The sequence below is a fragment of the Paenibacillus sp. FSL E2-0201 genome (assembly GCF_037963325.1).
GTDB lineage: Bacteria > Bacillota > Bacilli > Paenibacillales > Paenibacillaceae > Paenibacillus_AQ.
Genome location: NZ_CP150154.1, coordinates 5,452,255 through 5,479,159, shown reverse-complemented (window position 1 = coordinate 5,479,159; position 26,905 = coordinate 5,452,255). Strand labels below are relative to the sequence as shown.

Annotated in this window: 19 protein-coding genes and 1 tRNA gene; 18 read left to right on the top strand and 2 right to left on the bottom strand. The window is 45.5% G+C overall.

Going from position 1 to position 26,905, the window contains the following annotated elements:
• Positions 1 to 28: 28 nt before the first annotated feature.
• From NSU15_RS24690 to NSU15_RS24635, 12 genes are all read left to right on the top strand, one after another.
• A complete protein-coding gene (locus tag NSU15_RS24690; RefSeq protein WP_042130705.1) occupies positions 29 to 457 on the top strand; it encodes an NfeD family protein in 429 nt (142 codons plus the stop codon).
• Positions 457 to 1,392 (top strand): SPFH domain-containing protein, encoded by a 936-nt coding sequence (locus tag NSU15_RS24685; RefSeq protein ID WP_042130704.1) that lies wholly within the window; start codon positions 457 to 459, stop codon positions 1,390 to 1,392. Before NSU15_RS24690 ends, NSU15_RS24685 begins: the two co-directional genes overlap by 1 nt.
• A 102-nt stretch (positions 1,393 to 1,494) precedes the next feature.
• Complete coding sequence (locus NSU15_RS24680; protein ID WP_042130702.1) at positions 1,495 to 1,950, top strand: cupin domain-containing protein; 456 nt, start codon at positions 1,495 to 1,497, stop codon at positions 1,948 to 1,950.
• A 231-nt stretch (positions 1,951 to 2,181) separates the two neighbouring features.
• Complete coding sequence (locus NSU15_RS24675; protein WP_339287885.1) at positions 2,182 to 3,132, top strand: sugar ABC transporter permease; 951 nt, start codon at positions 2,182 to 2,184, stop codon at positions 3,130 to 3,132.
• Positions 3,133 to 3,948 (top strand): carbohydrate ABC transporter permease, encoded by an 816-nt coding sequence (locus tag NSU15_RS24670; protein ID WP_042130701.1) that lies wholly within the window; start codon positions 3,133 to 3,135, stop codon positions 3,946 to 3,948.
• A gap of 31 nt (positions 3,949 to 3,979) precedes the next feature.
• Positions 3,980 to 6,340, top strand: a complete 2,361-nt coding sequence (locus tag NSU15_RS24665) for a glycosyl hydrolase family 65 protein (RefSeq protein WP_339287884.1) — start codon at positions 3,980 to 3,982, stop codon at positions 6,338 to 6,340.
• Positions 6,333 to 7,016, top strand: coding sequence for a beta-phosphoglucomutase (gene pgmB, locus NSU15_RS24660; protein WP_339287883.1), 684 nt, complete (start codon positions 6,333 to 6,335; stop codon positions 7,014 to 7,016). The genes NSU15_RS24665 and pgmB overlap by 8 nt, the downstream gene beginning before the upstream one ends.
• 152 nt (positions 7,017 to 7,168) lie before the next feature.
• Entirely contained in the window at positions 7,169 to 8,965 is a 1,797-nt protein-coding gene (locus tag NSU15_RS24655; RefSeq protein WP_339287881.1) for a sensor histidine kinase, read from the top strand.
• Complete coding sequence (locus NSU15_RS24650) at positions 8,962 to 10,566, top strand: response regulator (RefSeq protein ID WP_042130696.1); 1,605 nt, start codon at positions 8,962 to 8,964, stop codon at positions 10,564 to 10,566. Before NSU15_RS24655 ends, NSU15_RS24650 begins: the two co-directional genes overlap by 4 nt.
• Before the next feature lie 111 nt (positions 10,567 to 10,677).
• The gene (locus NSU15_RS24645; RefSeq protein WP_042130694.1) at positions 10,678 to 11,952 is read left to right on the top strand and encodes an extracellular solute-binding protein; all 1,275 of its coding nucleotides are present in this window, start codon (positions 10,678 to 10,680) and stop codon (positions 11,950 to 11,952) included.
• Between the two features lie 78 nt (positions 11,953 to 12,030).
• Positions 12,031 to 16,884 (top strand): S-layer homology domain-containing protein, encoded by a 4,854-nt coding sequence (locus NSU15_RS24640; protein WP_339287879.1) that lies wholly within the window; start codon positions 12,031 to 12,033, stop codon positions 16,882 to 16,884.
• Positions 16,885 to 17,090: 206 nt separating this feature from the next.
• The gene (locus tag NSU15_RS24635) at positions 17,091 to 17,927 is read left to right on the top strand and encodes an aldo/keto reductase (protein WP_042130692.1); all 837 of its coding nucleotides are present in this window, start codon (positions 17,091 to 17,093) and stop codon (positions 17,925 to 17,927) included.
• 87 nt (positions 17,928 to 18,014) lie between these two features.
• Here the strand turns inward: NSU15_RS24635 and asnB are convergent, their stop codons facing one another.
• On the bottom strand, positions 18,015 to 19,859 hold the full coding sequence (gene asnB, locus NSU15_RS24630) for an asparagine synthase (glutamine-hydrolyzing) (protein ID WP_076120771.1): 1,845 nt from the start codon (positions 19,857 to 19,859) through the stop codon (positions 18,015 to 18,017).
• Between the two features lie 145 nt (positions 19,860 to 20,004).
• Between asnB and NSU15_RS24625 the strand changes: the two genes are divergently transcribed.
• From NSU15_RS24625 to NSU15_RS24615, 3 genes are all read left to right on the top strand, one after another.
• Entirely contained in the window at positions 20,005 to 20,361 is a 357-nt protein-coding gene (locus tag NSU15_RS24625; RefSeq protein ID WP_042130688.1) for a hypothetical protein, read from the top strand.
• Positions 20,362 to 20,526: 165 nt separating this feature from the next.
• A tRNA-Arg gene (locus NSU15_RS24620) sits at positions 20,527 to 20,600 on the top strand.
• A gap of 165 nt (positions 20,601 to 20,765) precedes the next feature.
• A complete protein-coding gene (locus tag NSU15_RS24615; RefSeq protein ID WP_339287877.1) occupies positions 20,766 to 20,942 on the top strand; it encodes a hypothetical protein in 177 nt (58 codons plus the stop codon).
• Between the two features lie 539 nt (positions 20,943 to 21,481).
• Here the strand turns inward: NSU15_RS24615 and NSU15_RS24610 are convergent.
• Positions 21,482 to 22,390: a serine hydrolase gene (locus NSU15_RS24610; protein WP_076120770.1), complete on the bottom strand. Its 909-nt coding sequence runs from the start codon at positions 22,388 to 22,390 to the stop codon at positions 21,482 to 21,484.
• Positions 22,391 to 22,653: 263 nt separating this feature from the next.
• On the opposite strand from NSU15_RS24610, the gene NSU15_RS24605 reads away from it, so the two are divergent.
• The 3 genes from NSU15_RS24605 to bglX all read left to right on the top strand — a co-directional run bounded on the left by NSU15_RS24605 (position 22,654) and on the right by bglX (position 26,896).
• Complete coding sequence (locus tag NSU15_RS24605) at positions 22,654 to 23,808, top strand: LacI family DNA-binding transcriptional regulator (RefSeq protein ID WP_231573908.1); 1,155 nt, start codon at positions 22,654 to 22,656, stop codon at positions 23,806 to 23,808.
• Between the two features lie 125 nt (positions 23,809 to 23,933).
• Positions 23,934 to 24,689, top strand: a complete 756-nt coding sequence (locus NSU15_RS24600) for an alpha/beta hydrolase family protein (protein WP_339287876.1) — start codon at positions 23,934 to 23,936, stop codon at positions 24,687 to 24,689.
• A 38-nt stretch (positions 24,690 to 24,727) separates the two neighbouring features.
• Positions 24,728 to 26,896 (top strand): beta-glucosidase BglX, encoded by a 2,169-nt coding sequence (gene bglX, locus NSU15_RS24595; protein WP_339287874.1) that lies wholly within the window; start codon positions 24,728 to 24,730, stop codon positions 26,894 to 26,896.
• Positions 26,897 to 26,905 lie beyond the last annotated feature (9 nt).

Here is a 26,905-nt window from a genome sequence, read left to right as displayed (position 1 = left end):
TATCATACGGAAGGTGGTGGGTTCACCGATGGTTGTGTTTTGGTTGATCGCAGCCGGTGTCCTGTTTGTTGTAGAGATGATGACGCTTACTTTTTATCTGCTATGGCTTAGTATTGGTGCGTTGGCTGGAGGCGTGGTGTCGTTATTCGTTCCCGATTCTATTTTGCTTCAGGTGGTGGTCGGCTCACTGGTCGCGCTTGGTTTGACCTTATTCTCGAAACCACTGGTTTCTAAATTTCGTAGTTCTCGTGGATTCAAGGATACAGGTACGGAAATCGTCGGCAGGCAAGGTGTCGTCATTGAGCCGATTGAGCAGGGGCGCTACGGGCAAGTGAAGGTAGGCGGAGATACGTGGAGCGCGAGCTCTGACGAGTCACTGGGTAAGGATGAAGTGGTAAGAGTAGTGAAGAGAGGCACGACGATTATTGAGGTAGAACGATGGGGGGACATGAACTAATGGAATGGGCAATAATTACAATTATTCTGGTGGTAGTCGTAGTGTTTGTGGCATTAACGGTCAAAATCGTACCACAACAGCGGGTAGGCGTAGTGGAACGTCTGGGTAAATTCAATCGACTGCTGACACCGGGTCTGAACATTCTGATTCCCGTAATTGATCAGGTGCGTACGTACCATGACCTGCGGATTCAACAAGCGAACGTACCTCCGCAAACGGTAATCACAAAGGATAACGTGCAGGTGCAGATCGACACGATTATTTTCTATCAGGTCGTCGGACCAGAGGAAGCAACTTATGGAATTTCCGATTATGTATATGGGGTAAGAAACATCTCGACGGCAACGATGCGGCAAATTATCGGTAAGCTTGAATTGGATGAAACGCTGTCAGGGCGTGAAAAAATCTCGACTGATATTCGCTTGGCGCTTGATGAGGCTACTGAGAAGTGGGGCGTACGGATCGAGCGTGTGGAAGTTATCGATATTAAGCCACCGCTGGATATTCAAGAAGCGATGGATAAGCAAATGAAAGCAGAGCGGAGCAAACGGGCGATTGTTTTGGAAGCGGAAGCTGCCAAGCAGGATATGATCCTGCGTGCTGAAGGGGATAAGCAGAGCAAGATTCTGAAAGCGGAAGGCGACAAGGAAGCACGAATCCGTCAAGCAGAGGGTTCACGGCAAGCTCAGGAGCTGGAAGCTCATGGTGAAGCGAAAGCGATTCAAGCGGTGGCTGAAGCGGAAAAATCACGCATTGAGCTGATTCGCTCAGCAGGTCTGGATGAGCAGGTGCTCGCTTATCGCTCCTTCGAGGCTCTGGCTGAAATCGCCAAAGGTCCTGCGAATAAAGTGTTCTTGCCAACAAGTGCTGTTGAAACGCTGGGAAGTCTTGGCGCGATTGCTGAAGTATTCAAAGCGAGTAAGGACAGTAAATAGATTTTACAATTCGGGCTTCTTCCGTTAAAGTAAAAAGCAAAAACAACCTTATGCATACGAAGCTATTGTTGCTTATGCAAACTTTGAAGGAGAGAAGCTACCGTGACACAAAAAGAAATCTCACCGCTAGTTGAACTGCTCGGACTACAGCCTCACGTTGAGGGCGGTTGGTACAAAAGACTTTGGAACTCCGAATTTGAAATATCGCAAGAAGTGCTCGGCGATAGCTACTCCGGATCGCGTCATTCGGCCTCTTCAATTTATTTTCTGCTTCACGAGGGCGAACAATCTGACTGGCATACTGTATTGTCCGATGAAGTCTGGTTATGGCATTCCGGTAGTCCTATAGTGCTTAGTCTCGGAGGTAGTGGAGATAAGCCTGAGGATGTGCAGGAGGTTATTCTGGGTCTCGATATTGCTGCAGGTCAACAGCCACAGGTTGTCGTTCCAGCAGGCGTATGGCAGGCAGCTCGCACGTTAGGCAAAGAGCCGACGCTAGTATCCTGTATTGTTTCTCCAGAATTCCATTTCGATGATTTTAAACTGATTGAGAAATAAAGCGTCCTCCTGTCTAAACGTTAAAGAAGCAAAAAAGTAGCGAGTCTCCGTTCATGGGGCTCGCTTTTTTTGCGTCCGGTCGTTGGCAGCCTGCCTTATGTCATAAATGCACAATGTAAAAATCCTCGGAGTCTTGTAAATATCCTCTATTCCAGTAGAATCGGGCAATTTATATGATGGAGTTACTAAAAACATACGAACAAGGGGTTCGTAAGTGGAAGGAGTAACACCATGACGCCAAATTTAGAAACTAAGCGCATATCGCCCAATCCAAAGCGCGGATTCGGGGCAAGACTGACCGGACTGGGAAGTTCATCAACGTTCGTAGGCTACTTGTTTGTCGCCCCCATCTTGATTCTGATGGGGATCTGGTTCTATTACCCACTGCTGCAATCTTTAATCTACAGCTTCCAGGACATCAGCTTCTTAAATCCGGATGCAGCGAAATTTATCGGATTCGGAAACTATGTGGAGATTGTCCAGGATAAGGAATTCTGGACGGCCTTGAGCCATTCCTTATTGTTGACAGTAGTAGCGGTACCGCTGCAAGCGATTATCGCCTTGGTGATTGCAGTTAACTTGAACAAGGTGATGCGCCTTAAAGGTGTGTTCCGCACACTGTATTACATGCCATATATCACCTCAACCATTGCAGTGACAACTGTATTTATGTATTTGTTCATGCAGAATGACGGGATTGCAACCCAGTTGCTGACATGGTTTGGTTTCCCGGACGTTTCCTGGTACGCCAACGTCAAGTATGCACTCCCATTTTTGATGATTCTAACCGTTTGGACGTATGTGGGATTCTACATGGTAGTGTATTTGGGGGGATTACAAACCATTCCAAACGATATTTATGAAGCGGGTCGGGTGGATGGAGCGAACGGATGGCAGCAGTTCTGGAAGCTTACGGTTCCTATGTTGAAACCAGTGACCTTCCTTGTCATAATGTCCGGAATTATTAACGTTATGCAGCTGTTCGACCAGCCTTATGCCTTGGCGAGAAACGGTTCGCTCGGAAGTCCGGCCGGCGCAACGAGCACGATCGTTACTTATTTCTACAGCCAGGCATTCAGCTTCAACCGTTCCGGTTACGGTAGCGCAGCTGCATTTATTATTTTTGCCCTTATTATTGCACTCTCCATGCTTCAAAAACGCTTTCTTAAGGAGGAGATATAGATGATGCATAGCCGGAGAACTCAAATATTACGCTATTTTCTACTGTTCGCATTTTCTATTTTCTTCATCGTACCGTTTGGTTACGCCATCTATACTTCGCTTTTGTCTAAAGCAGACATCGGCCATCTTGTGCTGCCAAGCCAGTGGACATTTGAAAACTACAGGGACATTTTCGAAACGTCCGATATTTTGATTTGGTATAAGAACTCGATCATTGTAACGTTCGGAATTTTGATTGGTAACTTATTTGTCAACACGACGGCTGCCTATTCCTTGGCTCGTATTAATTATCGGGGCAGAGGCGTAGTGTTTTTCCTGGTGATCGGGATGATGATGGTGCCTTACCAAGTGATGATTATTCCGATTTTCTCCATGATCGTTGATTTGAAATGGCTTAACAGCTATCAGGGTCTCATTATTCCATTTCTATTTCAGGGCTTCCTTGTCTTTCTGATGCGTCAATTCTTTTTGACCGTGCCGAAGGAGCTTGAGGAAGCGGCAGAGGTTGACGGATTGAGCAAGATCGGGATTTTCTACCGAATCATGCTTCCGCTATCTAAAGGTGCAATTGGTACACAGATTATATTCAGTTTTACTGGCACGTGGAACTCTTTCGTATGGCCGGTGACCTTGGTGAATGACAGTCGTTGGTATGTAATGACTGTTGGTCTAAACACACTTAAGAATCGTTATTTTGAATGGCCAAACCTCACGATGACTGGTGTTGTACTCTTGACCCTGCCAATCATTATCGTCTTTTTGATGTTCCAGCGCCATATGGTGCAAGGCATTGCGACTACAGGACTGAAAGGTTAATACAGAATACGTTCAGACAGGAGGATGTAAAGTGATTGAATATACAGGATTGAATGCGCTCGATGACGGATGGGTGATTGCGGAAACAGAGTTTGATGCTAGATTTTTAGGGAAGTTTGAAACAATTTTTTGTCAGGGTAACGGATATCTTGGTCTAAGAGCTGCTACAGAGGAGTCCTATCCGGGTGAACGCCGCAACTTGTTTGTTGCAGGAGCGTTTAACCGCTTTGCCAATCAGGAGGTTACTGAGCTTCCGAATGCCGCAGATATGGTGCAGCTCGATATCCGTCTGAACGGTAAACCATTTCATTTAGAAAAAGGGAAAATTCACAGCTACCGTCGGGAGCTGGATTTACGGCAAGGAGAGCTCCGGCGTGACATCCTCTGGGAGGACGAGAACGGCGATCAGTTTAAGATGACTTTCTTGCGGTTCGTATCGCTACAGGACCGGCATCTAATGGGTATGCGGGTGGAAATCACCCCGCTGACGAAATCCGCGGAAATTACAATTCGTTCCGGTATCAACGGGCAGATGACAAATTCGGGCGCACAGCATTTTATAGAAGGTGAGCGGAGGGTGTTTGATAAAGAGGTGCTCCAGCTTACCGCAACGACATCGGAGTCGAATATTGAATTTGTACATACGTGTGTCCATCAGATGTATGAGGGGGGCGTACGTCTTACAACTGCGCCAGCTCCGAGCATGGATCGCAGAAGAGTTTCACTGACTTACAAGCTTAAAGCGGAAGTAGGCAAGTGCATTACGCTGGATAAAGTGGCTTCGGTGCATACGAGTTATGATAAGGAGTGGAGAGATCGGGGGGCCGCGCATCAAGCTTTGCAGGATACCGCCCGGGAATATCTCAGCAAGAAGGCAGAAAAAGGCTTTGATGTACTATTCAATGAAAACGAGCAGGCTTGGAAAAGTGTATGGGCTAAAACGAACATTGAGATCAAGAGCAGCGACTCCTTTGATCAGTTGGCTATCCGGTTTGCACAGTATCATTTGCTTCTGATGACACCTGCCCATGACAGTCGTTTCTCTGTAGGAGCCAAGGGACTGACAGGAGAGGGATACAAGGGACATGTATTCTGGGACACAGAAATTTTTATTCTGCCATACTTTTTGTATATGAACCCGCAAACAGCCCGCAAGCTGGTGGAATATCGTTACCACACCTTGAACGGTGCGAGAACAAAAGCGCGTGACAATGGTTATCGCGGCGCGATGTACCCTTGGGAATCCGCAGCAACCGGCGAGGAAGAGACGCCAGAGTGGGGCCCTGTAGATATCGTTACCGGAAAGCCAACCTTTATTTGGACAGGCAAAATCGAACAGCATATTACAGCGGACGTGGCATATGGCGTGTGGCATTATTATCAGGCTACCGGTGATCAGGAATATATGGACCGGTACGGATATGAGATTATATTCGAAACAGCGACCTTCTGGGCAAGCCGGCTAGAGTGGAGCGATAAGGAACAGAAGTATCATATCTGTGATGTGATTGGTCCGGACGAATATAAGGAACATGTCTCTAACAATGCATTCACCAACTATATGGCCTACTGGAATATGACAAAAGCAATTGAATGCTCCCGCAAGCTTATGCAAGCGCAAAGCGATGTTTATTTGACTTTGGAAAGTAAGTTGGCTCTAACCGAGCGATTGAAGGAATGGGAGGATAAATCCAAGCAGATCTATCTGCCGCAGCCGGATATGCATTCGTTCATCATTCCGCAGGACGATACTTATTTGAACAAGCAAATTATTGATCTGAAGAAGTACCGTGATCAGGAGCAGGTGGCTTCCATTCTTGCCGACTACAGCATGACCCAGCTCAGTGAAATACAGGTTTCGAAGCAGGCGGACATTCTCGTTTTGTTTTACTTACTGGAGGACTGGTTCTCTAAAGAGACTAAAGCGGCGAATTGGCATTATTATGAGCCGAAAACGTTGCATGACTCTTCGCTCAGCTTATCCACGCACAGTATGCTGGCTAGCGATGTCAATGAACTGGAATTGGCTTACGATATGTTTGCCAAGGCAGCCCGCATTGATTTAGGTACGAACATGCATAGCTGCGATGAAGGTATTCATTCTGCTTCGATTGGCGGCATTTGGAAGACAGCGATCATGGGTTTTGGCGGGGTTCGTTCCTGGGAGGGCTCTCTTCGCCTGAACTCAAAACTTCCACAGGCCTGGGAGCGCTTGTCTTTCCCACTTGCCTGGCAGGGTGAGCGTCTGCAGGTGACGGTTACCCGTAGCAAGCTGGAAGTGGAGCGCCTAACTTCAGGATTTGGTGAGCTTACCTTGCTCATTCATGGCCGGGAATACGTGTTGAAGGATCGTATCGTTACAGACATGAAGGAGGCTGAGCGAAGTGAATAAAGAACATCAGGAGATTCAAGCCTTTATTTTTGATCTGGACGGAGTAATAACCGATACGGCGAAATATCATTATGAAGCGTGGAAACAGCTGGCAGATGAGCTGGGTATTCCCTTTGACCTGGAAGTTAATGAGCAGCTCAAGGGGATCGACCGCATGGCTTCCTTGGAAAAAATACTGAGTCAACTACCGGATGGCGGTGCAACCTTCACTTTGGAACAAAAAAAGGAATGGGCTGATCGGAAGAACAACAATTATAAGCAATTGATTCAGACTGTGGATAAATCTGAAATATTGCCAGGCATCCTGGATTTGTTCCATGATCTCGAGTATGCCGGAATACCGATCGGGTTGGCTTCGGCCAGCCGTAATGCCGGCACACTGCTACGGCAGTTGAAGGTAGATTCATATTTTCATGTGATTGCGGCTCCGGAGAGTGTGGCTCATGGAAAACCGGCTCCGGATATTTTTCTGAAGGCAGCGGAGGAGCTGGGGGTTGACCCCCGTTATTGTGTTGGAGTAGAGGATGCAGAGGCTGGAGTTCAGGCGATAAAAAGTGCGGGGATGTTTGCTGTAGGGGTTGGTGATGCTAAGATTCTGTCAAAAGCGGACTATATTGTCTCGGAAACATCGAAGTTATCTCTGTCCGAGATTCAGCAGCATATGGCCGGACGCTAATTTAAAAGTTAAATCACAAAATACTATGTAAGTTGAACGAATTCGTATGAATAGTTCAGCTTACATAGTTTGCTATTGAAGCAAACTAGGATATGGAATAAGATTGATTCGTCATAATACAACAATTTTCTACAGTGGGAAGGGATATCTTCATGCGGAAATGGAGTCGGTTTCGGGATCGCAACATACGAGAAAAGCTGTTATTGACCTACACGCTGTTGATGATTGTCCCTCTCGTGGTGATTAGTATTTACTTTTACATTTACGCCATGTCCGTTTTTGAATCTCGTATTGTGAAATCGTTTCAAGAGACCAATCAGCAGATGGTATCCACTGCGGACTCGTTTGTTAGCAGTATGTTCAAATCCTCGGAGCAGCCTTTTTATGATGAAAGGCTTATGCAAATTTTGTCGAAAGATTATTCTGCTGTAACCTACGAGACTTTTGAAAAAAGTATGGATTTCCGTTACATAAGCGATAACGTTTTTAAAGAGTTGATGACATTTAATCCCGATATTGATTCCATTCTCATCTACCCTGTAAACAATTCATTAATCTATCGTAGGGGTTATGATACGACATTCAATTATAATTACAGTCCGGTGACTGAACCGTGGTACCGAACGATTGTGAATAATGCAGAGAGACCCATTCTAGTAGGCATGCATGAGGAAAAACAGATGTATGCCAAGCCCCGCTCTGTGCTATCTGTAGGTCGTGTATTGGTCGATGTGGGTACCTATCAGAAGCTTGGTGTGCTGCTCGTTAATTTCCGTATGGATAAGCTTGAGAAGCTATTCAGCGGACTAGGCGACAAACAGGATGTAAACCAGTTCATCGTGGATGAAAAAGGGACGGTTGTGTTCAGTTCAGATCCGGCCATGATTGGGATGAAATATAGTCAGGTTATGGAAAAAATGAAGCCGGACGATGAGAACTACTATGTTGTTCACGATGAATCCAATGTGTCTGGATGGCACTTCTACAGCATCGTTCTCCGTGACAAACTGCTCGCTGAAATTAACCAAATACGCAATTTTTCTACTCTGCTTCTTCTTTTGTTGATTGTGCTGGGTTTTGTAACAGCTTTCTATGTATCTGGTAGCATCTCCAATCCGATCCGAAGACTCAATCGACTGATGCGAAAGGTAGAGAAGGGGGATTTTGATGTTACCGCTCAGCAGGATAGTCTGGATGAAGTAGGGCATCTGTCGCGTACCTTTAACCGAATGACTGTCGAAATCAAAGATTTGATTGAGCAAACCAAGATTGAAGAGAAGAAGAAGCGGAGTGCAGAACTTAATGCGCTGCAAAATCAAATTAATCCGCATTTCATTTATAATACGCTCTCCGTGATTAAGTGGATGGCGCAAGCTCAAATGGCGAACAACATTACGGAAACAGTAGATGACATAATCAAAGTTCTATCCTTTTCCACACGTAATACTCAGGAGTTTGTTTCTATTCAGGAAGAAGCGGCCTTTATACACAGTTACCTGGAACTGCTGCAGCTCAGGTATTTCAATGTGTTTGATTATGAAATCGATGTTGCGCCGGATGTTCTGGAATGCAGAACGTTAAAATTTATGGTGCAGCCTTTTGTAGAGAATGCGGTGTTTCACGGCTTTGCAGAAGATTCCCGTCAATATAACTTGAGTGTACGTGTGCAGAGGAAAGGCAGCGATATTCAGTTTACGATCTCGGATAACGGGATGGGGATCTCAGAGGAACAGCTAAGTAGGCTCTTGCAACAGGAAATGTCAGACGGTCAAACGATGAATTCCATTGGTGTGGGCAATGTCTCCAGAAGATTGAAGCTTCATTTTGGAGAAAAGTATGGGGTGACTATCAATAGCGTAAAAGGGGAAGGAACTACGGTTCTTATTCTGATCCCTAGCTTGGAGGATTCTCAGAACCACGATGGAACAAGGAGAGAAGGATACGCATGAAAATCATGATTGTGGACGATGAGTCCTTTATCCGAATGAATTTTAAGACATTTGTGGACTGGAAGCATCATGGCTATTACCTAGTAGGCGAAGCCGCTAACGGCAAAGAGGCTTTGGAGAAAGTGGATGAGCTTCATCCGGATGTAGTTTTTCTGGATATCCGAATGCCTTTGATGGATGGGCTGGAGGTTCTCCGTCAGCTCCGGCATACCAATCATGCCTGCAAAGTTATTATTCTGAGCAGCCATAATGAGTTTGAATATGCCCAAGAGGCGCTTAGGCTAGGTGCATGCGATTATATTCATAAACCGAATCTGACACAGTCCGCTGTATTTGAAGCGTTGAGCCGCGTCCGGACACAGTTGAATCACCAGCCTGTGGGAGATCATTTTGTTTCTCTGCAGCAAAATATGGAGAAGAACCGCAATGAGTTGAAAACGCTTTTTTTACGGGATTTAGCGGTCGGTGTTGTTCGCCATGAGTGGGAAATTGAGCAAAAGACAAAGCTGTACGATTTGAATCTGAAGCAGCCTAATGTGCTTTGCATCGTCATGTTGATTGATCAATATGACAAGGTGAAGGAACGTTACAATAAGGGAATGGAGCATTTACTGGGCTTTTCGATCCTCAACATTTTGCAAGAGGTGCTGCATCGGTACAGCGAGCTAGAGCTGTTTCTGATGAGTCCGAACGAGCTGGTTATTATAAAAACGTATTCCGGCATCAGAAGTATGAATGAAATTCTTGAAGAACGCTGGGGACTCATCCGTAAAATTGAAAAGACATTAAAACAGTTTTTGAACATACAAGTTAGTTTTCTTATCAGCGGGCTGCATGCCCGTCTGCTTGATATTCCCAAAGCCTATCATGAAGCTCAGGAATCTGCTGAAATGCTATTTTATGAGGATCGCAGCAACGTTGTTGTCTACGAACCAGGCAGCATCAAGGAAATGAGTGATAAGGCACTGTGTACCCTGTTTGAACAGCGTATCCGTAAGGAAATGGATGAAAAGCACGTATCTTCTGCTATTGCTATAGTTCATGAGATGTTTGCCACGATCAAGGAGAAGAGATCTTTAAGCAGGCATGCCACCTTGGAAATATGCGTGAATCTCCACTGCCAGATTCAGTCCCATATGAAGGAGGACAGCGGGGAGGAAGACTATACAGGAATGCAGGAAATCATGTCAGCCGAGCGTTTGGAGCATCTTCATCTGCTGCTAATCCAGGAGTTGGAGAGTCTACAGGAGAGTTATACGGATGCGGTGACATCTACGAACTACAAGATCAAAAGGGTCATTGATTATATTCACCACAATTACAATCAAGATTTGACACTGAATGAGCTAGCCGATTACGTTGGTCTGAACAACAGTTATCTGAGCCGTATTTTTAAGGAACAAACGGGTTCCATGCTGATTCCATATATCAACGGCTATCGTGTGAAAAAGTCTCTAGAGCTACTTAAAGAAGGAAAGCTGAAAACGTATGAGATCGCGGAGAGAGTAGGGTTTAACAGTATTGACAACTACTATATCAGCTTTAAGAAGATTTATGGGCTCCCACCGAACGAATACCGAAAGACTAACATGGTAAAGTAAAAAATCACAAAGATATGTAAAGATCCTCTGTTTGCTCTCGATTGCTGTGTAGCTAAGATGAAGATAACACCACTTACGGTGAATCTTCTTAAATAAAAGGGGTAGTGACAAATGAGAAAGAAGTCAGTCCTGTTATTGTGCTCGCTGATGTTGATGCTGTCTACGGCAGCGTGTGGCAACAAATCCAATACCGGTAACTCTGGTAATGGAGCTTCAGACAACGCCGGAGCGGCAAAGCCGGAGAAGCAAGAAACCGTCGAAGTCACGATGGCATACTGGGCTAATGCGTCCGAGCAAAAGAACTTCGAATTTATGGTAGACGGTATTGATAAGGAATATCCGAACATTAAAGTTAAGATGCAAATGTACCCAACCAGTGATGAATTTTGGAAAGCGGTTCCAACGGCGATTGCTGCCGGGGTAGGACCTGATATCATAGCTATGTCGGATGAAGGAAACTATGAGTATATCAAGAAAGGCGTACTCGCTCCACTCGATGATATGATCGATAAAGTGGGGTTTGATAAAGAACGTATTACTGGATCGCTGTACAAAGGCTGGACAGATGATAATAAACTTTACGGAATTCCTTATGATTCTTCTACTTCTATGCTGGCGATCAACAAAGAGATGTTTGAAAAATCAGGAATCACTAAATATCCAGAAACAATGGATGAGGTTGTTGAGTTGGCAAAAGCCATGACTAAAGATGGTATGAAAGGTATTATCGGCAGTATCGATCCATTCCACATCACTCAATATGTTCACGCTTTCGGTGGAGACTGGGGCTTCGGAAAAACGATCGATTCCAAAGAAAACGTAGCTGGTGTGCAGTTCTTCGTGGACCTTTTCCTCAAAAATAAAGTTGCTATTGCTCCAATTGAAGTAGGGGCTCCATGGGACGGCGAAGTATTCAGTCAAGAAAAAGGGGCTATGTCCACGGCTGGTCCATGGTATGTAGGTCATTTGAAAGAAGCTAACCCAGATATGGGATTGATTGCTCTGCCGATGCCAAAAGGTACGGTAGAAGCACAAAGCGCGTACTCTCACGGCTTGTCGATACTGGACGGCAGCAAGCATAAGGAAGAAGCTATGCAAGTGATCAAGTATGCGCTACGTGATGAAGCACAATTGAATGCAATTGAGGCAGTTGGATATTCACCGGCAGTATCTTCTCTGCTTCCTAAATATTTGGAGAAAAATCCTGAATTGAAAGCGGTATTCGACAATATGGAAAAAGTCGGCATGCCCTTTGCTTACCCTGAACAAACCAAAGCGTTTCATGCCGATCTGCTTAAAGGCGTAGAGGAAATCATCTTTAAGCAAGACGGCTTGACGGTTGAAAAGCTGCTGAATGATCTTCAAAGTAAATACGGTGAAAACTAGTTATCAAGCGGTTGGACTTTGCCATAACCAAAGTCCAACCATTTTTTTCACAATCATTTAAGGAGGTCTAAGGGGAAAATGAAAAAGTCGTTTAACAGTGTCATTTCAAAGTTTGTACTCATGTGCTTGTTCATCACATCTATCGGTCCTGTGTACTCTATGCAGGCCGCACCCGCAGCACCTGCTCCTAAGATTAATGAAGGCGTGGTCAATGGCGAGTTTCCACTGAATTTAACACATACGGGAGATATCGACTGGCTACATTTTAAAGCGGATAATTTGAATCAGCTTCAACGAATTCAGAAGGCAGGCCCCAATTCAGTTACCTTCAGTGTATATGGAGATACAGCAACTGAGGGTAAGTTGAACAGAGGCACCGATGCCGATTACATGTCCTATACCTGGAGTAATGGTATGCCAGGATTTGAATATGGATTAAATGACACTGGGACGGGTTTATTTTATCCAAAATCCAGTCGTGACAAAGGAAGCTATAACAATGTTGGCTGGGACATTGAAGTAGCAGCGCAGCCACAGGATTCCACCCTAGTATTTAGTCTTGGGTTGTGGCAAGCGGATGTAGATCTCAATATCTATACTGACGATGTACTCTCGGTAACCCGAAGCGTATACGGCGATTCTGTTTCCAAGAACTATAAATATCAAGTTAACGTGCCTGCGAATGTGAAGCTGAAAATTGAAGGGCGTTTGACAAAGGTTGTCGCGAAGAACGGAAATATATCATTCTCTGGACTCGCTTTAAGCAGTATGGCACTTGCGGATAAATTGGCGCTGCAAAATGAATACAACCGAGTTAGCAATATGACACAAGGTCTTTATACAAATGAGACGTGGCAAGTTCTGGTGAATACGCTGGTAGCTGCCAAGCTTATCCTTGATCGAACAGAGGCAACGCAGACGGAAGTTGACAGCGCTATCAATGCTTTGGTAGCAGCGCAGCTTGGTCTGGTGAAGAGAGAATCGAACATTGTAATTGATTTTACGGATAAAGCGTTCAAGGAGTATACTTTCGGTGCTAAAACCGATCAACAGGATAGATATCAAACCTTCATAGTGAAGGAAGCTGTTGATATGAAGTATGTTCAGGTGAATGTCAAAAGATATAAAGAGCCTGTGAGCGACTTGATCATCAAACTACATGCAGTAAACAGTGAAGGGCTGCCGACTGGAGAACCGCTGGTCCAAACGACAGTGGACAAAAACAGGATTGTGGACGGAGGTCTCACTACTGCGGAGTTGAGCTACAGTCTCCTTCAGGATACGCGGTATGCGCTCGTTCTGACTCAGCAAGATCGGGGTTCCGGAGAATACCGCTGGGTCATTATGTCTAAGAACTTTGAATCTCAAAAGGAGTACTTTGGCAAATCGACATCAGGTGTCTTTAAATCTGAAGCGAGTCTGGGCACGGGCATCATGAGAATTGTGAAAGAAGGTAACGTGGATCGAGCCCCACTGCAGGGCTTGATTGAAGAGCTTAAGCAATATAACAGACAACTTTACACGCTCCAGAGCTGGTCTTCCTTGGAGATAGCATTGAGCAGCGCTCATGAGCGCTTGAACGATGTAGATGTTAAACAGGCAGAGCTTGATACGGCATTAAATCAGGTGCAAACAGCCTTTAATAACCTAGCGCTAAGTACGAACCTGGATGTAATGGCTAAACAGATGAAGACGATCAGCCAAGCGGCCCTAATTGGCTACACCAGCCAGTCGGCAGATGCTTTGCATCAAGCAATCCAGGAAGCACAAGCTTTGAATATCGGTGCATCCGAGCAAGAACGGATCAAGGTGTATTCAAAAGTACTGAATGCAATGGATGGATTGCAACTGGAAATGAAATATCAGTACGAATTGAACCCTAAAATGACCGCTGGTTTTGGTTTTGAAGGTGACAAGAACGCCACGCTGGCTTTCCTTGACGGATCCTATCAGATCGGCGGAACCCGCCCTATGCAAAATGGGTTTGTGGCAACGAAACAAATCGTTACGTTCGGTGCGACAAATACATCAGGCATCAAATGGTATAATGCCGAAGGCTATCTGCCAGTCTTTATAAATGAGTTTGCTAAAGACAATATGGACTATAAAATTGAATCGTTTGGTAACAAACATACGGTAGAGAGCAAAGACTACGTGATTAACTATTCCAGAATGACGGTTACCAATCATTCGGATGAGACGCGCCTGCTGCCGGTTGTATCTGCCAATCTGGTTCCGATGAATCAGGCTGCAAACGAAGTTTATACGATCAAACCTGGTGAGACTGTTGTCAGAGAGTTTGCTATTGAAGGGGATAAGTATGAATATTTCGATGCGGGGAAAACGAGCTTTACATCCTTAACGAGAGAGCAAGTGTCGAAACTAGGTACGTTTGACAGCAACTACAGTGAGATGAAATCCTACTGGAATAACAGACTGTCCACAATAGTTGATATCGATCTGCCGAATAAAGAGCTGGTTAATGCTTTTAAAGCAGGCTACATTTACAATATGATTATTAAAGACGGCAATTATCTGCATGTGGGTGAGAATGGTTATGCCAGACTTTACTCTCACGATACCATCGGGATTGTTGTTCAATTGATCCAGAGCGGTGACTTTGCACACGCAAGAGAGTATCTGGAAAGCATACCTCTTACCGGCGGAATTAACATCGAGACCGGTCAAGTGGACCCAAACCTGTTCTGGGATGCCAACTGGAAGCTTCCGTGGACGTATGCTGTATATTTGAGCAAAACCGGCGATACATCCTTATTTGATGAAAAGATGAAAGCCGATGACGGATCAGAGGGTACCGTTTTCGATAAGCGGGTAAAATTCGGAGCAAGAAGCATTGAAAGCGACCGCGCTGGAGATGGTCGAATTATGAAAGAAACGAAAGCCATAGATTCATTGGGGTATTGGACGATTGACAATTACTCCGCTCTGACAGGATTGGCATCTTATGAATACATCGCGCGTGAGCTGTATAAGGTGAAAGGTCAAGCAAGTTATCTGGCAGAGGCAGAGTGGGCTAACGCTCAATACGAGGATCTGCTCGCGGCTTTCACAGCCAAATTGCAAAAAACAATTACCGACAAAGCACTAAACTATATTCCTGCATCTGTTGTGCAAAGTAATGACGAGAACCGGATGAAAGACTCCCGTGATGCCAACTGGGCTTCCATGTTCCTGTTCGGAAGATGGCTGTGGGATGGATATTTGTATGGTGCGAACCAGCCAGAGGACAATATCAACCTGACGATGCTAGATGATACTTATACCTATGGTATGGAGCGACGCGTCAAGGAAGGGACAACCGATTCTATTTATAACTTTGGCGGTTATCCGCATGGCTTCTACTCCAGTGCGTATAACGCCGGTTACGGCAGCGCCGCGCTTCGCGGTGAGAAATACAGAGACATGGGGATTAAAGCTTACGAGTTTATGATTGAAAACTCCATGAGTGGACCGTTTAGTTGGTGGGAAGGCGTAGCTTACCCTACCGCAGAATCTAGCCCTTGGACGGCAACCAATGATGAACTTGGTGTGCGTAGTACGCCTGGCGGTGGCGGATCGGCCCAGCATATGTGGGGGCAGGCCGTCAATTCAAAGGTATTGGTGGACTCGCTGATCACTGAGCGTATCTACGATCAGAACACAAAATACGAAATTATTGTGGGACGTGGTATTCCTAAAGATTGGGTTATGGATGCCGATAAGAACAACAATGTGGTAGCGGATGTTCAGAACTATCCTGCTTTCCAAGGTGGAAGAGTAGGATACAATGTGGTTAGAAAAGCAAACCAGCTTGTGGTTACATTTACGACCAGTCTGGAGCAAGCCAAGGCTGATACGAGCAATGCACAAATCAGCATTCAATTGCCTAGTATGGTTAACAACATTCTGGAGTCTTCTGAGGGTGTTGTTGATAACGCCAAAGGTATCGTGACCGTTCCGCTCAGTACAAAAAGATTAGCAATCACTTTGAGTGATCTACCTAAGCCTACCGATGTAGAGCTTGATAGAGAGGAGCTTACCATTGGATTTGCTACCGGCGACTCCAGTGACTCGGTAACCCAAAACGTGGTGTTGAGAGCGGAAGGAAAGCGCGGTAGCTCAATCACTTGGTCTTCAAGCGAGCCGAATATAATTTCGAATACGGGTAAGGTTAAGCGCCCGACTGTTTCTACTCCAGTGACGTTGAAAGCAATTTTGGAAAAAGACGGCGTTCAGGTTGAGAAGACGTTTGTCTTAACGGTTATCAAGGCAAATGAAGATTCGGGCAATAACGGAAACAATAGCAACAACGGTAACAATAGTAATAATAGCAACATCGGAAACACCAGCAATAATGGTAATAACGGAAACAACGGAAACAACGGAGGTTCGGTTAATCTACCGAAATTTCCGGACATTTCGAATCACTGGGCATTCGATTCTATTGTTACCGCAATAGAACGTGGAATTATCAATGGTTATGAAGACGGAACATTCCGTCCGAATGCTGTGGTGAAACGCAGTGAGCTGATGGTTATGCTTGGCCGTGCGTTGAAACTCTCGGATACGGACACTACAACTCTTCCGTTTGAAGATGCAACTAGCATTCCGTCATGGGCGAAACCTTACATCTCTAGTGCAGTCAAATCTGGAATTATTAAGGGATACGAGGATAATTCTTTCCGTCCTGATGGTAAGGTGACCAGGATCGAATTTGTAGCGATGGTTGCACGTGCACTCGATTTGAAGAGTGGTACGAAGACTAGCTTGCCTTTTGCTGATGCTGATCAAATTCCTGCCTGGGGAAAAGATTATGCAGCAGCGGCATATGAGGCAGGTCTGATCCAAGGTAAAGGAAATGACCGATTTGCTCCAAATGAACCGGTGACGAGAGCGGAAGTGGTGACCCTGCTTTTGAGAATGTCTAAATAAGATAGAATAATTTAGTTGAATAAAAAAGTTAGAGGCTTGCGGATAAGATGCAAGCCTCTTTTGATTTTACACAGCAACTGTTTTTTATGAGGATTTTGGGAATGATGAAGCAGTCTGCTATACTCTTGTGGTAGCGCTTGCTTCTGAAGCGTGAATTTAGGTTAAGTAAGATTAATGAAATAACAATAAGCTTGGAGGGTTAAGCGATGAGTGAATTGAACGCACCGTTCTCGGGTGGACCCACTTTAAATGATGGAGTGACCATGCCGTGGCTGGGTCTTGGCGTGTATAAGACTAAGGATGGCGAAGAGGTTATTCATGCGGTCAAAACCGCAATAGAATTAGGATATCGCAGTATTGATACGGCTGCCGGTTATAATAACGAAGATGGCGTTGGACAAGCTATTCGTGAATGTGGAGTGGCCCGTGATGAACTGTTTATTACGACGAAAGTACGCAACCCTGATCAAGGCTATGAATCAACACTGAAAGCATTCGAGGTTAGCCGGCGTAAGCTGGGGCTGGACTATATAGATTTGTATCTCATACACTGGCCGGTGGCAGGGAAGTATCGGGAGACATGGAAGGCTCTGATTCATTTGCAAAAAGAGGGCCTCATCAAGTCCATCGGTGTGAGTAATTTTCAGATTCATCATCTGAAGGAGATTATCGAGGATACGGGAGTAGTGCCAGTGGTGAATCAAGTGGAATTCCATCCGCTGTTAACTCAGCGCGAGCTGCTGAAGTATGCCAATGAGCAGGGCATTCAGCTTGAGGCTTGGAGTCCGCTAATGCAAGGGAATCTTGATCTCCCCCTCCTCAACGAGCTGGCTGAAAAGTATGGTAAAACCCCCGCACAAATTGTGCTTCGTTGGGATTTACAGCAAGGCGTCATTACGATTCCAAAATCGGTGAATGCCCATCGAATCAAGGAGAATGCAGGATTCTTTGACTTCACGCTAAGCGATGAGGACGTCAAGGCCATCGAAGATCTGAACCAAGATCACCGGTTTGGTCCGGATCCTGATAATTTTAATTTTTAAAAAATGCGAAAATAAACCAAACAGCAAGTCACCGGATAAGGAGACTTGCTGTTTGGTTTGTCGTTTACCTCTTATTTTTCTAAGTGCCTATTGGATGGAGACGTTATATTTTCGCAGCCAGAGATCTACTTGCGCCAGATACGCAAACAGCTGAGGACCGGACATGAGCTGACCGAACCAAGGGAGATTGGTAGAGGATTCTGGGGAAGCGGCGATCTCACGGATTTTGGCAGCATCAATTAAAGGGAGTATTGGCGAAGTAGAGTCATCTAGAATGTTCAATACTTGTGTTCGTACTGCATTTAAATAGGCTGGATTGTGGGTTTTTGGGTATGGACTTTTTTTACGATATAGCACATCATCTGGAAGAATTCCCTCAAGCGCTTTACGTAAAATCCCTTTTTCACGACCGTTCAGGTTCTTGATTTCCCAAGGAATATTAAAGACATATTGAACGAGGCGATGATCACAATAAGGAACACGTACCTCTAGTCCGGCGCCCATACTCATTCGGTCCTTACGGTCGAGCAAAGTAGGCATGAAGCGGGTGATGTTTAAATAGGACATTACGCGCATTTGTGCTTGTTTACCTGTCTCCCCATCCAATTTTGGGACTTCTGCTACTGCATCACTGTATCTGTCACCCAAATATTCCAGCGGCCGAATCCATTCATTTACTTCAGGGGATAATAGACTTGCGCGCATTTTAGGGGCAACTGACCAAGGGAAAGTACCTGAGGAGAGCATCTCCTCCCGATGGAACCAAGGATATCCGCCAAAAATCTCATCAGCGGCTTCACCGGAAATGGCTACAGTAGCATTCTTTTTAATCTCGCGGCAAAATAAATATAAAGAAGAGTCCACATCGGTCATCCCCGGTAAATCGCGTGTGTACAGGGCATTATCAAGTGCTTCTACAAGCTCCGGCGTATCAAATGAGATATAGTGATGGTTTGTATTTAATTCATCGACCATTCGCTTAATCCACGGTCCATCTGCTCCGGGCTGAAAAGTATGACTCTTAAAGTGCTTGTCGTTATCGACATAATCGACGGAATACGTATCCACTCGTCCCTGACCGTTTCGGTTGTAGTAATCGACTGCAAGTGCTGTTAGCGCACTGGAATCCAGCCCTCCCGACAAGAGGGAGCAAACAGGAACATCTGAAACCAGCTGACGTTCGAGCGTATCCTGCAGCAGTTCACGCACCTTAGCGGCTGTCTCTGTTTCATTGTCAGTGTGTTTTGCACTTTCCAGCTTCCAATAAGCATAACTGCGCAGACCTTCGCGACTATAGATCATGGCATGCCCCGGACGAAGTTCCTGCATATCCTTATATACACCGTGTCCGGGAGTGCGGGCTGGGCCGACAATAAAGATTTCTGCTAGTCCTTCGGGACCTACGACAGGCTGTACCTTGGGGTGCTGCAGGAGCGCCTTAGGCTCTGAGCCAAAAACTAAGACATCATCCACCTTACTATAGAACAGGGGCTTAACACCTAAGCGGTCACGTGCAAAAAAGACCTGATCTCGAAGACCGTCCCACACCGCAAAGGCAAAGATTCCATTGAGCTTCTCTGCACAATCCGGCCCCCATTCGATATAGGCATGCAGCAGAACCTCGGTGTCACATTGGGTACGGAATTGATGCCCACGCTGCTTAAGCTCTTGTTTGAGCTCGGGTGCGTTATATAATTCGCCGTTGTACACAATCGCATATACCTGTTCCTCATGGCGGGTGATCATAGGCTGCGCGCCGTTCTCTGGATCGATAACGCTAAGTCTGCGGTGACCGAATGCGCAGGGGCCTGAAATCCAAGTTCCAGCTGCATCGGGTCCGCGGTTTGCTAAAGTTTCAGTCATTTTGACCAGCAACTGCGAGTGCTGCGTGAGATCTCCGCGCCACTGGATAAATCCGGTTATTCCGCACATGATGGTTCATCCTCTCTTATTGTGCGATTGTTGTCCTTACTTTTTTGCCAAGTAATACAGATATATGCCGAAGGAAGGCATAAAATGTATGTCCTTATCCGAACACTAGGGGAGAGAGGAATTTGCCAGGAGGGAAGGATGACAGGTGTATTATATTAAAGATGCCAAGATTCGCAGAATGATGGAGTATGACGGTGCACCTTGTGCAGAAGTAGGGGTGCTGCCAGGTGCTGTTAGTGATCCTGCGCTTTTGGTGTATATCGTAGAAGATCAGCGCGAGGAAGGATACGAGATTGTCCGTATTCTCACTAACGATGCGGATACTTCTACCGATTGGTTTGATAACAATATGCATGACGCTTTTAAAGATGTGACTTCGAGCGCGTTTACAGGCAGTATGATTATGTCGCCAGAAGATGAACGTTCCAAATTTCAGAGAGAATTAATGACATACGGAGATTTAAAAAAGCAGCTGGAGCAGCATTTTCGGAATTTGGAGTAGAGTAGAAACGAGGGTATCCTTGAGCTATGAAAATAGCTTGGTACCCTCGTAATTAATAAAACAGGATGAAGATGACTTATTTTCCAAAATGTTTGATCTTGAAAAATCTGCTGAATACGGTATAATAAATATCGTTGCGTCAATACATATCATTATTTCTTATATGTCCCGGTAGCTCAGCTGGATAGAGCATGCGCCTTCTAAGCGCACGGTCAGGGGTTCGAATCCCTTCCGGGACGTCAAGTAACAGCCTTCCATCGGGAAGGCTGTTTTTGCGTGCAGGGAAAGAGAAGCCCGGGTGGTTCGTCGGAGCATAAGCATCGATAGAAATAGCTTCGCAGTCAGCCCGAAAGGGCTGCATCCCGCTCGGGGCAAGTAACAGCCTTCCTTCGGGGAGGCTGTTTTTGCGTGCAGGGAAAGAGAAGCACGGGTGGTTCGTCGGAGCAAAAGCATCAATAGGATCAGCTTCGCAGTCAGCCCGAAAGGGCTGCATCCTGCTCGGGGCGAGTAACAGCCTTCCTTCGGGAAGGCTGTTTTTGCGTGCAGGGAAAGAGAAGCCCGGGTGGTTCGTCGGAGCATAAGCATCGATAGGATCAGCTTCGCAGTCAGCCCGAAAGGGCTGCATCCCGCTCGGGGCGAGTAACAGCCTTCCTTCGGGGAGGCTGTTTTTGCGTGCAGGGAAAGAGAAGCCCGGGTGGTTCGTCGGAGCAAAAGCATCGATAGGATCAGCTTCGCAGTCAGCCCGAAAGGGCTGCATCCCGCCTGGGGCAAGTAACAGCCTTCCTTCGGGGAGGCTGTTTTTGCGTGCAGAGCACCCTGCATCAAAGATAACGAAGCTCTAATAGATAATTAGGGAATATCTCCCTATAATTCAGAGATTTCTGCTCAATAAACTAATAATTAGGGAAATTCTCCCTGTAATTTAGCTAATTCATTGGCGAATATAGAAATTCCCTCGATTTTTAGGGAGGATTTCCTTCATTCTATTCATTTTTAGAAATTATCGGCTAAATACAGGGAGTTTTTCCCTAATTCCTCTCAAAAAGGCCAACCCAATAATCCTGGTTGGCCTAATTATACGAAAAAAAGCTGCCGAGAAGCCTATCTTGCATATACCCACCTAAAGAAGCGGCCAGATTTCCTCCCAGACAGTGTCTAGTATAGCTTGCAAATTATCTTCCATACTGTTAATAGCGATTACTACTTGAGCATCCGGTGCAACAATACAGAATTGTCCGTAAGCGCCATCAGCACGATAAGCATCGTGTGTGCACAGCCAGAATTGACAGCCGTACCCTTGGCCCCAATCGCCATCACCATTATTCTCAATCTGCTTTTGCGTGACAAAATCGATCCAAGCTGCAGGAATAAGCTGCTGCCCTTGCCATACTCCTTTTTGCAAAAGAAGCTGTCCAAATCGGCTTAATTCTTCCGTGTTAATCTGAAGACCGGCACAACCTAGGGTGATTCCTTGAGGGGTCATTTCCCAATCGACATTTTCAATGCCTAGTGGGGCAAAGAGACGGGGAACGAGGTAATCTTTTACGGTTTGTCCGACACTGGCCTGTACCATTGCAGAGATCATAATGGTATCCCCGCTGCTGTAGGTAAACTGTTCCCCGGGACTTCTGTCCAATGGCAGAGATAGATAATGTTGTATCCAGTTTACGTCCTTCAATGCTAATCTCTCTTCAGCCCAAAATGGAGGGGAATCATGACCTGTGCTCATTCGCAGTAAATCGAACAAAGTCAATTCACCAGGCTGCATCGAGGGAAGGGCTTGCTTATGAGTGAATGCGTAATCCGGAAACACATCTTTTAATGTTGTATCTAGTGTTAGCTTTCCTTCTTCGATGGCCAGGCCCACCGCCATGCATGTAAAAGATTTGCTGACCGAATGCTGCAAGCGCCGAATATCCTCTGCGAGATCCAGTTTGCCCACTAGAGTTCCATTTTGAAGCACGCAAACATTGAACACATTCAATCCACGTTCACGGATCTGAGCTTCGAAGCGAGTCATGTTTAACATAAAATGTAGCCCTCTCTCTCTAAGATTCCAAGCTGAGATTAGATGATTTAGTAGTCAATATGATTGAAAACAAGGTGGAAACGTTTCCTCTAAGCAGATATTAAATAGCTAATTCGATGGTATTCTATTCTTATTTTAAAGTCAATTAAAGCGGAAAAACTAGTAATTAGTACCAAACCCCTTAAAAATATAAAATAAATTCGAAACGCGAGTTGGTTTTTGTCAAAAAACATAGGTTGACTTCTAAAAAATATCTGTCCATAATGAACGTATTAAGCGATTTGAATACGAAAACAGTCAAAATGATGTCATGGGAAACGTTTCCCATCATTTCAGGGGTTTCCACTAAGCTGATTTTATCAGATGAAGGGGGAGCTCATTATAGGGGTGAAACAGGAGAAATTATGAATATCAAGGATATTGCAAGGCTATCAGGAGTTGGTATCGCCACGGTTTCCAGGGTAATTAATAACTCCGGTGTCGTAAGTGATGCAACCAGAGCTAAAGTAATGGCTGTTGTAAGAGAACATAATTATATTCCAAATGGAAATGCGAGCAATCTGAAAAAAACGCGTTCTAATACGATAGCGCTTATGGTTAAGGGAATTGCAAACCCGTTTTTTGCAGACATGATCAAAGAAGTAGAGCGTCAAGTGAATCTCCGCGGCTGTCCGCTTCTGATCCAGCATGTTGAAGATGGTGTGGATGAGATCAATGCTGCTCTTCAGCTCGTAAAGGAAAAGAATTTGTACGGGGTAATCTTTATGGGTGGTACATATGACCATTCTGAAGAAAAATTCAAACAATTGCCAATCCCATTTGTTTTGACTACTATCACGACTACGAAGGATGTTGATCCTGCCGTATTCTCCAGTGTGATCATTGATGATATGCAAGAGTCTTATAAAGCTGTGAGCTATCTGATCTCACTTGGACACCGGAACATTTGCTTTTTGGCCAGATTTCCTTTGGTTCAGCATACTACCGGTAACCGACGTCTTATGGGTTATATCAAGGCGCTTGAGGATCATGGGATTGAGTATGATGCTTCCTTGGTAGAGGATTGTGAATACAGTCCAAGTTCTGGTTTTACGGCTACGAAAAGACTGCTCAATAAGAAAAAAGACATTACCGCTGTATTTGCCGCATCAGATACTATTGCTATCGGAGCTGCCAAAGCTTTATTATCTTTGGGTCTATCGATTCCAAATGATATTTCGATCATCGGATTTGACGGTATAGAGATGGCAGAATACTATCACCCATCGCTGGATACGATCAGCCAACCTGGGGTGGATATGGCGAAAGCCAGTGTTGAAATTCTGTTTGATCTGATCTCGGGACAATCGGAGAACAAACATGTGGTATTCGAGTCTGTTTTGGTTAAGCGAGGATCTTGTAAGAAGATTAATATATAAGCATAAACGCCTTTGGCGTCCTTATAAGGACGGTAATCGTTTGAGCGAGAAATAGAAGGATAATTTATAGCGTAAGCATATACTTATTTATATTTTTAAAAGAAGGTTCCGTAAGGAGATGACATATGGCCCTTTTAACCGTTGAGACCGGTTCTCCTACCTTAAGAATGACAACGTCCATCAGTATAATCTCCCCTGTCGATTCGGGCAACACCACCGGAGGAACGCTCTATCTGTTGCATGGTGCTGGTGATAATGCTAGCACTTGGTACCGGCTGACTACCATTGAGCAGTATGCTAACAAGTATGGCTGCACAGTCATAATGCCTCAGGTAGGCAGAAGTTATTATACAGATATGGAGTACGGACTCGATTACTTCCACTATGTTACGCATGAGCTTCCTGAGCTTTGTGGCCGAATGATGAGACTGGATGATGATCCGAAAAAGACATATGTTGCCGGTCTGTCGATGGGCGGATATGGGGCCCTAAAATGTGCGCTTACCTATCCCGAACGATACAGCAAAGTAGTTTCTTTATCGGGTGTTACAGATATTCAGAAAAGATTGAAAGACCCGCAGATGTCTCCGGATATGGCGAGGGAGATGGCAGGCACTTTCGGAAAACGCTTACAAGTTAAGCCGAATCAAGACCTATATGCTATAGCGGCTAAATTGGTCGACGATAACCGTAAGTTGCCTTCGATTCTGACTTGCTGTGGTTCGGAAGATCCATTTGTAGAGATGAACCGGGAATTTGCTTCTCATATGCAAGCGAGTCCGTATACCTTTCAATATGTTGAGACCCCGGGAACGCATGAATGGGGATTCTGGGAGGAACATCTGAAGACAACTTTTGATTTCTTGTACAACAAAGAATAATGAGCAATTACAGAAAGAGATATTATGGAGGATTTGAGATGAAAGACCAGCAACTGACGTCGCTGCTAAACCAGATGACGCTTGAGGAGAAAATAGCACAATTGCAGCAGCTTGCGGCAAATTTTTATGAAGGAGCGGAAGAAGGAGGCCAAATTACTGGTCCTATGGCATCCATGGGGATTACAGATCACATGATTGAGAACAGTGGTTCAGTACTTGGACTTTCGGGCGCAGAGCAAGTCATAGCCGTTCAAGAAGCTCATTTACGTAAAAATAGATTGGGTATTCCATTGTTGATGATGGCGGATATCGTGCACGGCTTTAAGACGATTTTTCCGGTGCCATTGGCGATTGGCTGCTCTTGGGATATGGAGCGAGCAGAGCTAAGCGCCGAGATTGCGGCTAAAGAAGCGGCAGTCTCCGGTGTACACGTCACTTTTGCACCTATGGCGGACCTTGTTCGAGACCCGCGCTGGGGACGAGTGATGGAGTCTACTGGTGAAGATCCTTATTTGAATGGTAGGTTTGCCCGTGCATTTGTACGCGGATTCCAGGGGAATGACTTGACGGATGATGTAAATCGTCTGGCGGCTTGCGTTAAGCACTTTGCGGCCTATGGTCTATCCGAAGGCGGACGGGATTATAATACGGTCGATTTATCAGAACGTCAGCTACGGGAATATTATCTGCCAGCCTATCGTGCAGCACTAGATGAGGGCGCAGAAATGGTTATGACTTCGTTCAACACAATTGACGGTATTCCAATAAGTGGGAATGTTAAGTTACTTCGTCAACTGCTGCGTGAGGAATGGGGCTTTGACGGTGTATTGATCTCGGATTGGGGCGCGGTGAAGGAACTGATCCCGCATGGTGTCGCCGAGGATGAGGCTGAAGCAGCGCTTAAAGCTATCAAGGCTAGCGTGGATATCGAGATGATGACAGAGTGTTATGTTCACCAATTGCCATCTCTTGTAGCTGATGGGCAAGTGGATGAAAGTATCATTGATGAAGCCGTACTTCGTATTTTGAAATTGAAGCAAAGACTGGGCTTGTTTGAGAATCCGTTACGTGGGGCAGATATAGAGAAAGAGCGCGAGGTAATTTTCTGTGAGGCTCACCGGACAGCAGCGAGGGAATTAGCGGTTAAATCCTGCGTTCTACTAAAGAATGATCAGGTTCTGCCGCTTGCGGCAGAGCAGCGGATTGCGCTAATCGGACCGTTTGCTAATAACGGAGATATTCTTGGACCATGGTCCTGGTTGGGTTCAACAGAAGAAGCTAGCCGTCTTGTTCCAGCTCTTGAAGCTCGTGCAGCCGCAGGTAAGGTTACCGTTGCAGAAGGCTCCGGGATTGAGAGCTTTACAGAAGAGCAATGGCTGGAGGCGAAAGCGGCAGCGCTGGAAGCCGATGTGATTGTGCTGGCACTTGGAGAACATTCAGATATGAGCGGAGAAGCTGGAAGTCGTTCAGATATCCGCTTGCCGGAAGCGCAGCGTGAACTTTTGCAACGTATGAAGACGCTGGGTAAGCCTGTTGTGGTGGTGTTGTTTAACGGACGCCCACTGGATCTTAGCGGTGTGATCGAGAACGCGGATGCTATTCTCGAAGCCTGGTTCCCAGGAAGCGAGGGCGGCGCGGCGATTACCAGTCTACTGTATGGTGACGAGAATCCGTCAGGAAGATTAACGATGTCTTTCCCTGTATCTGTTGGGCAAATTCCGGTCTATTACAATCATTTCAACACTGGACGTCCTCTACATGTACCGGGTGCGGACAAACGTTATGTCTCACAATATCTGGATATTCCTAACGAGCCGTTCCTGCCATTTGGCTTTGGTCTTAGTTATACGACATTTAGCTACAGTGAACTGATTATTTCCGGTGAAATAATGACGAAGGATCAGCCTATTAAAGTAACTGTTACGGTGACGAATACAGGCAATGTACAAGGAGAAGAGGTAGTGCAGCTCTATATCCGCGACATTTCAGGGGAAGTTGTCAGACCGATGAAGGAACTGAAAGACTTTGCCAAGATCAGCCTCTCCCCGGGAGAAAGCAAGGAAGTGAGCTTTACGCTTACGGAAGAACAGCTTCGTTACTATCATAGCGACTTAAGCTTTAGCAGTGATCCGGGACAATTCAAATTGTTTGTGGGTCCCAATAGCCAAGAGGTTAAAGAACGCGATTTTCGCTTAACATTAGCTTAAGTAGAATAT

Coding starts and splice junctions, on each gene's coding strand:
- NSU15_RS24675 (WP_339287885.1), top strand. CDS start 2,182: ATGACGCCAAATTTAGAAACTAAGCGCATATCGCCCAATCCAAAGCGC.
- NSU15_RS24650 (WP_042130696.1), top strand. CDS start 8,962: ATGAAAATCATGATTGTGGACGATGAGTCCTTTATCCGAATGAATTTT.
- NSU15_RS24685 (WP_042130704.1), top strand. CDS start 457: ATGGAATGGGCAATAATTACAATTATTCTGGTGGTAGTCGTAGTGTTT.
- asnB (WP_076120771.1), bottom strand. CDS start 19,859: ATGTGCGGAATAACCGGATTTATCCAGTGGCGCGGAGATCTCACGCAG.
- NSU15_RS24605 (WP_231573908.1), top strand. CDS start 22,654: ATGAACGTATTAAGCGATTTGAATACGAAAACAGTCAAAATGATGTCA.
- NSU15_RS24655 (WP_339287881.1), top strand. CDS start 7,169: ATGCGGAAATGGAGTCGGTTTCGGGATCGCAACATACGAGAAAAGCTG.
- NSU15_RS24690 (WP_042130705.1), top strand. CDS start 29: ATGGTTGTGTTTTGGTTGATCGCAGCCGGTGTCCTGTTTGTTGTAGAG.
- NSU15_RS24600 (WP_339287876.1), top strand. CDS start 23,934: ATGGCCCTTTTAACCGTTGAGACCGGTTCTCCTACCTTAAGAATGACA.
- bglX (WP_339287874.1), top strand. CDS start 24,728: ATGAAAGACCAGCAACTGACGTCGCTGCTAAACCAGATGACGCTTGAG.
- NSU15_RS24635 (WP_042130692.1), top strand. CDS start 17,091: ATGAGTGAATTGAACGCACCGTTCTCGGGTGGACCCACTTTAAATGAT.
- NSU15_RS24670 (WP_042130701.1), top strand. CDS start 3,133: ATGATGCATAGCCGGAGAACTCAAATATTACGCTATTTTCTACTGTTC.
- NSU15_RS24610 (WP_076120770.1), bottom strand. CDS start 22,390: ATGTTAAACATGACTCGCTTCGAAGCTCAGATCCGTGAACGTGGATTG.
- NSU15_RS24640 (WP_339287879.1), top strand. CDS start 12,031: ATGAAAAAGTCGTTTAACAGTGTCATTTCAAAGTTTGTACTCATGTGC.
- NSU15_RS24645 (WP_042130694.1), top strand. CDS start 10,678: ATGAGAAAGAAGTCAGTCCTGTTATTGTGCTCGCTGATGTTGATGCTG.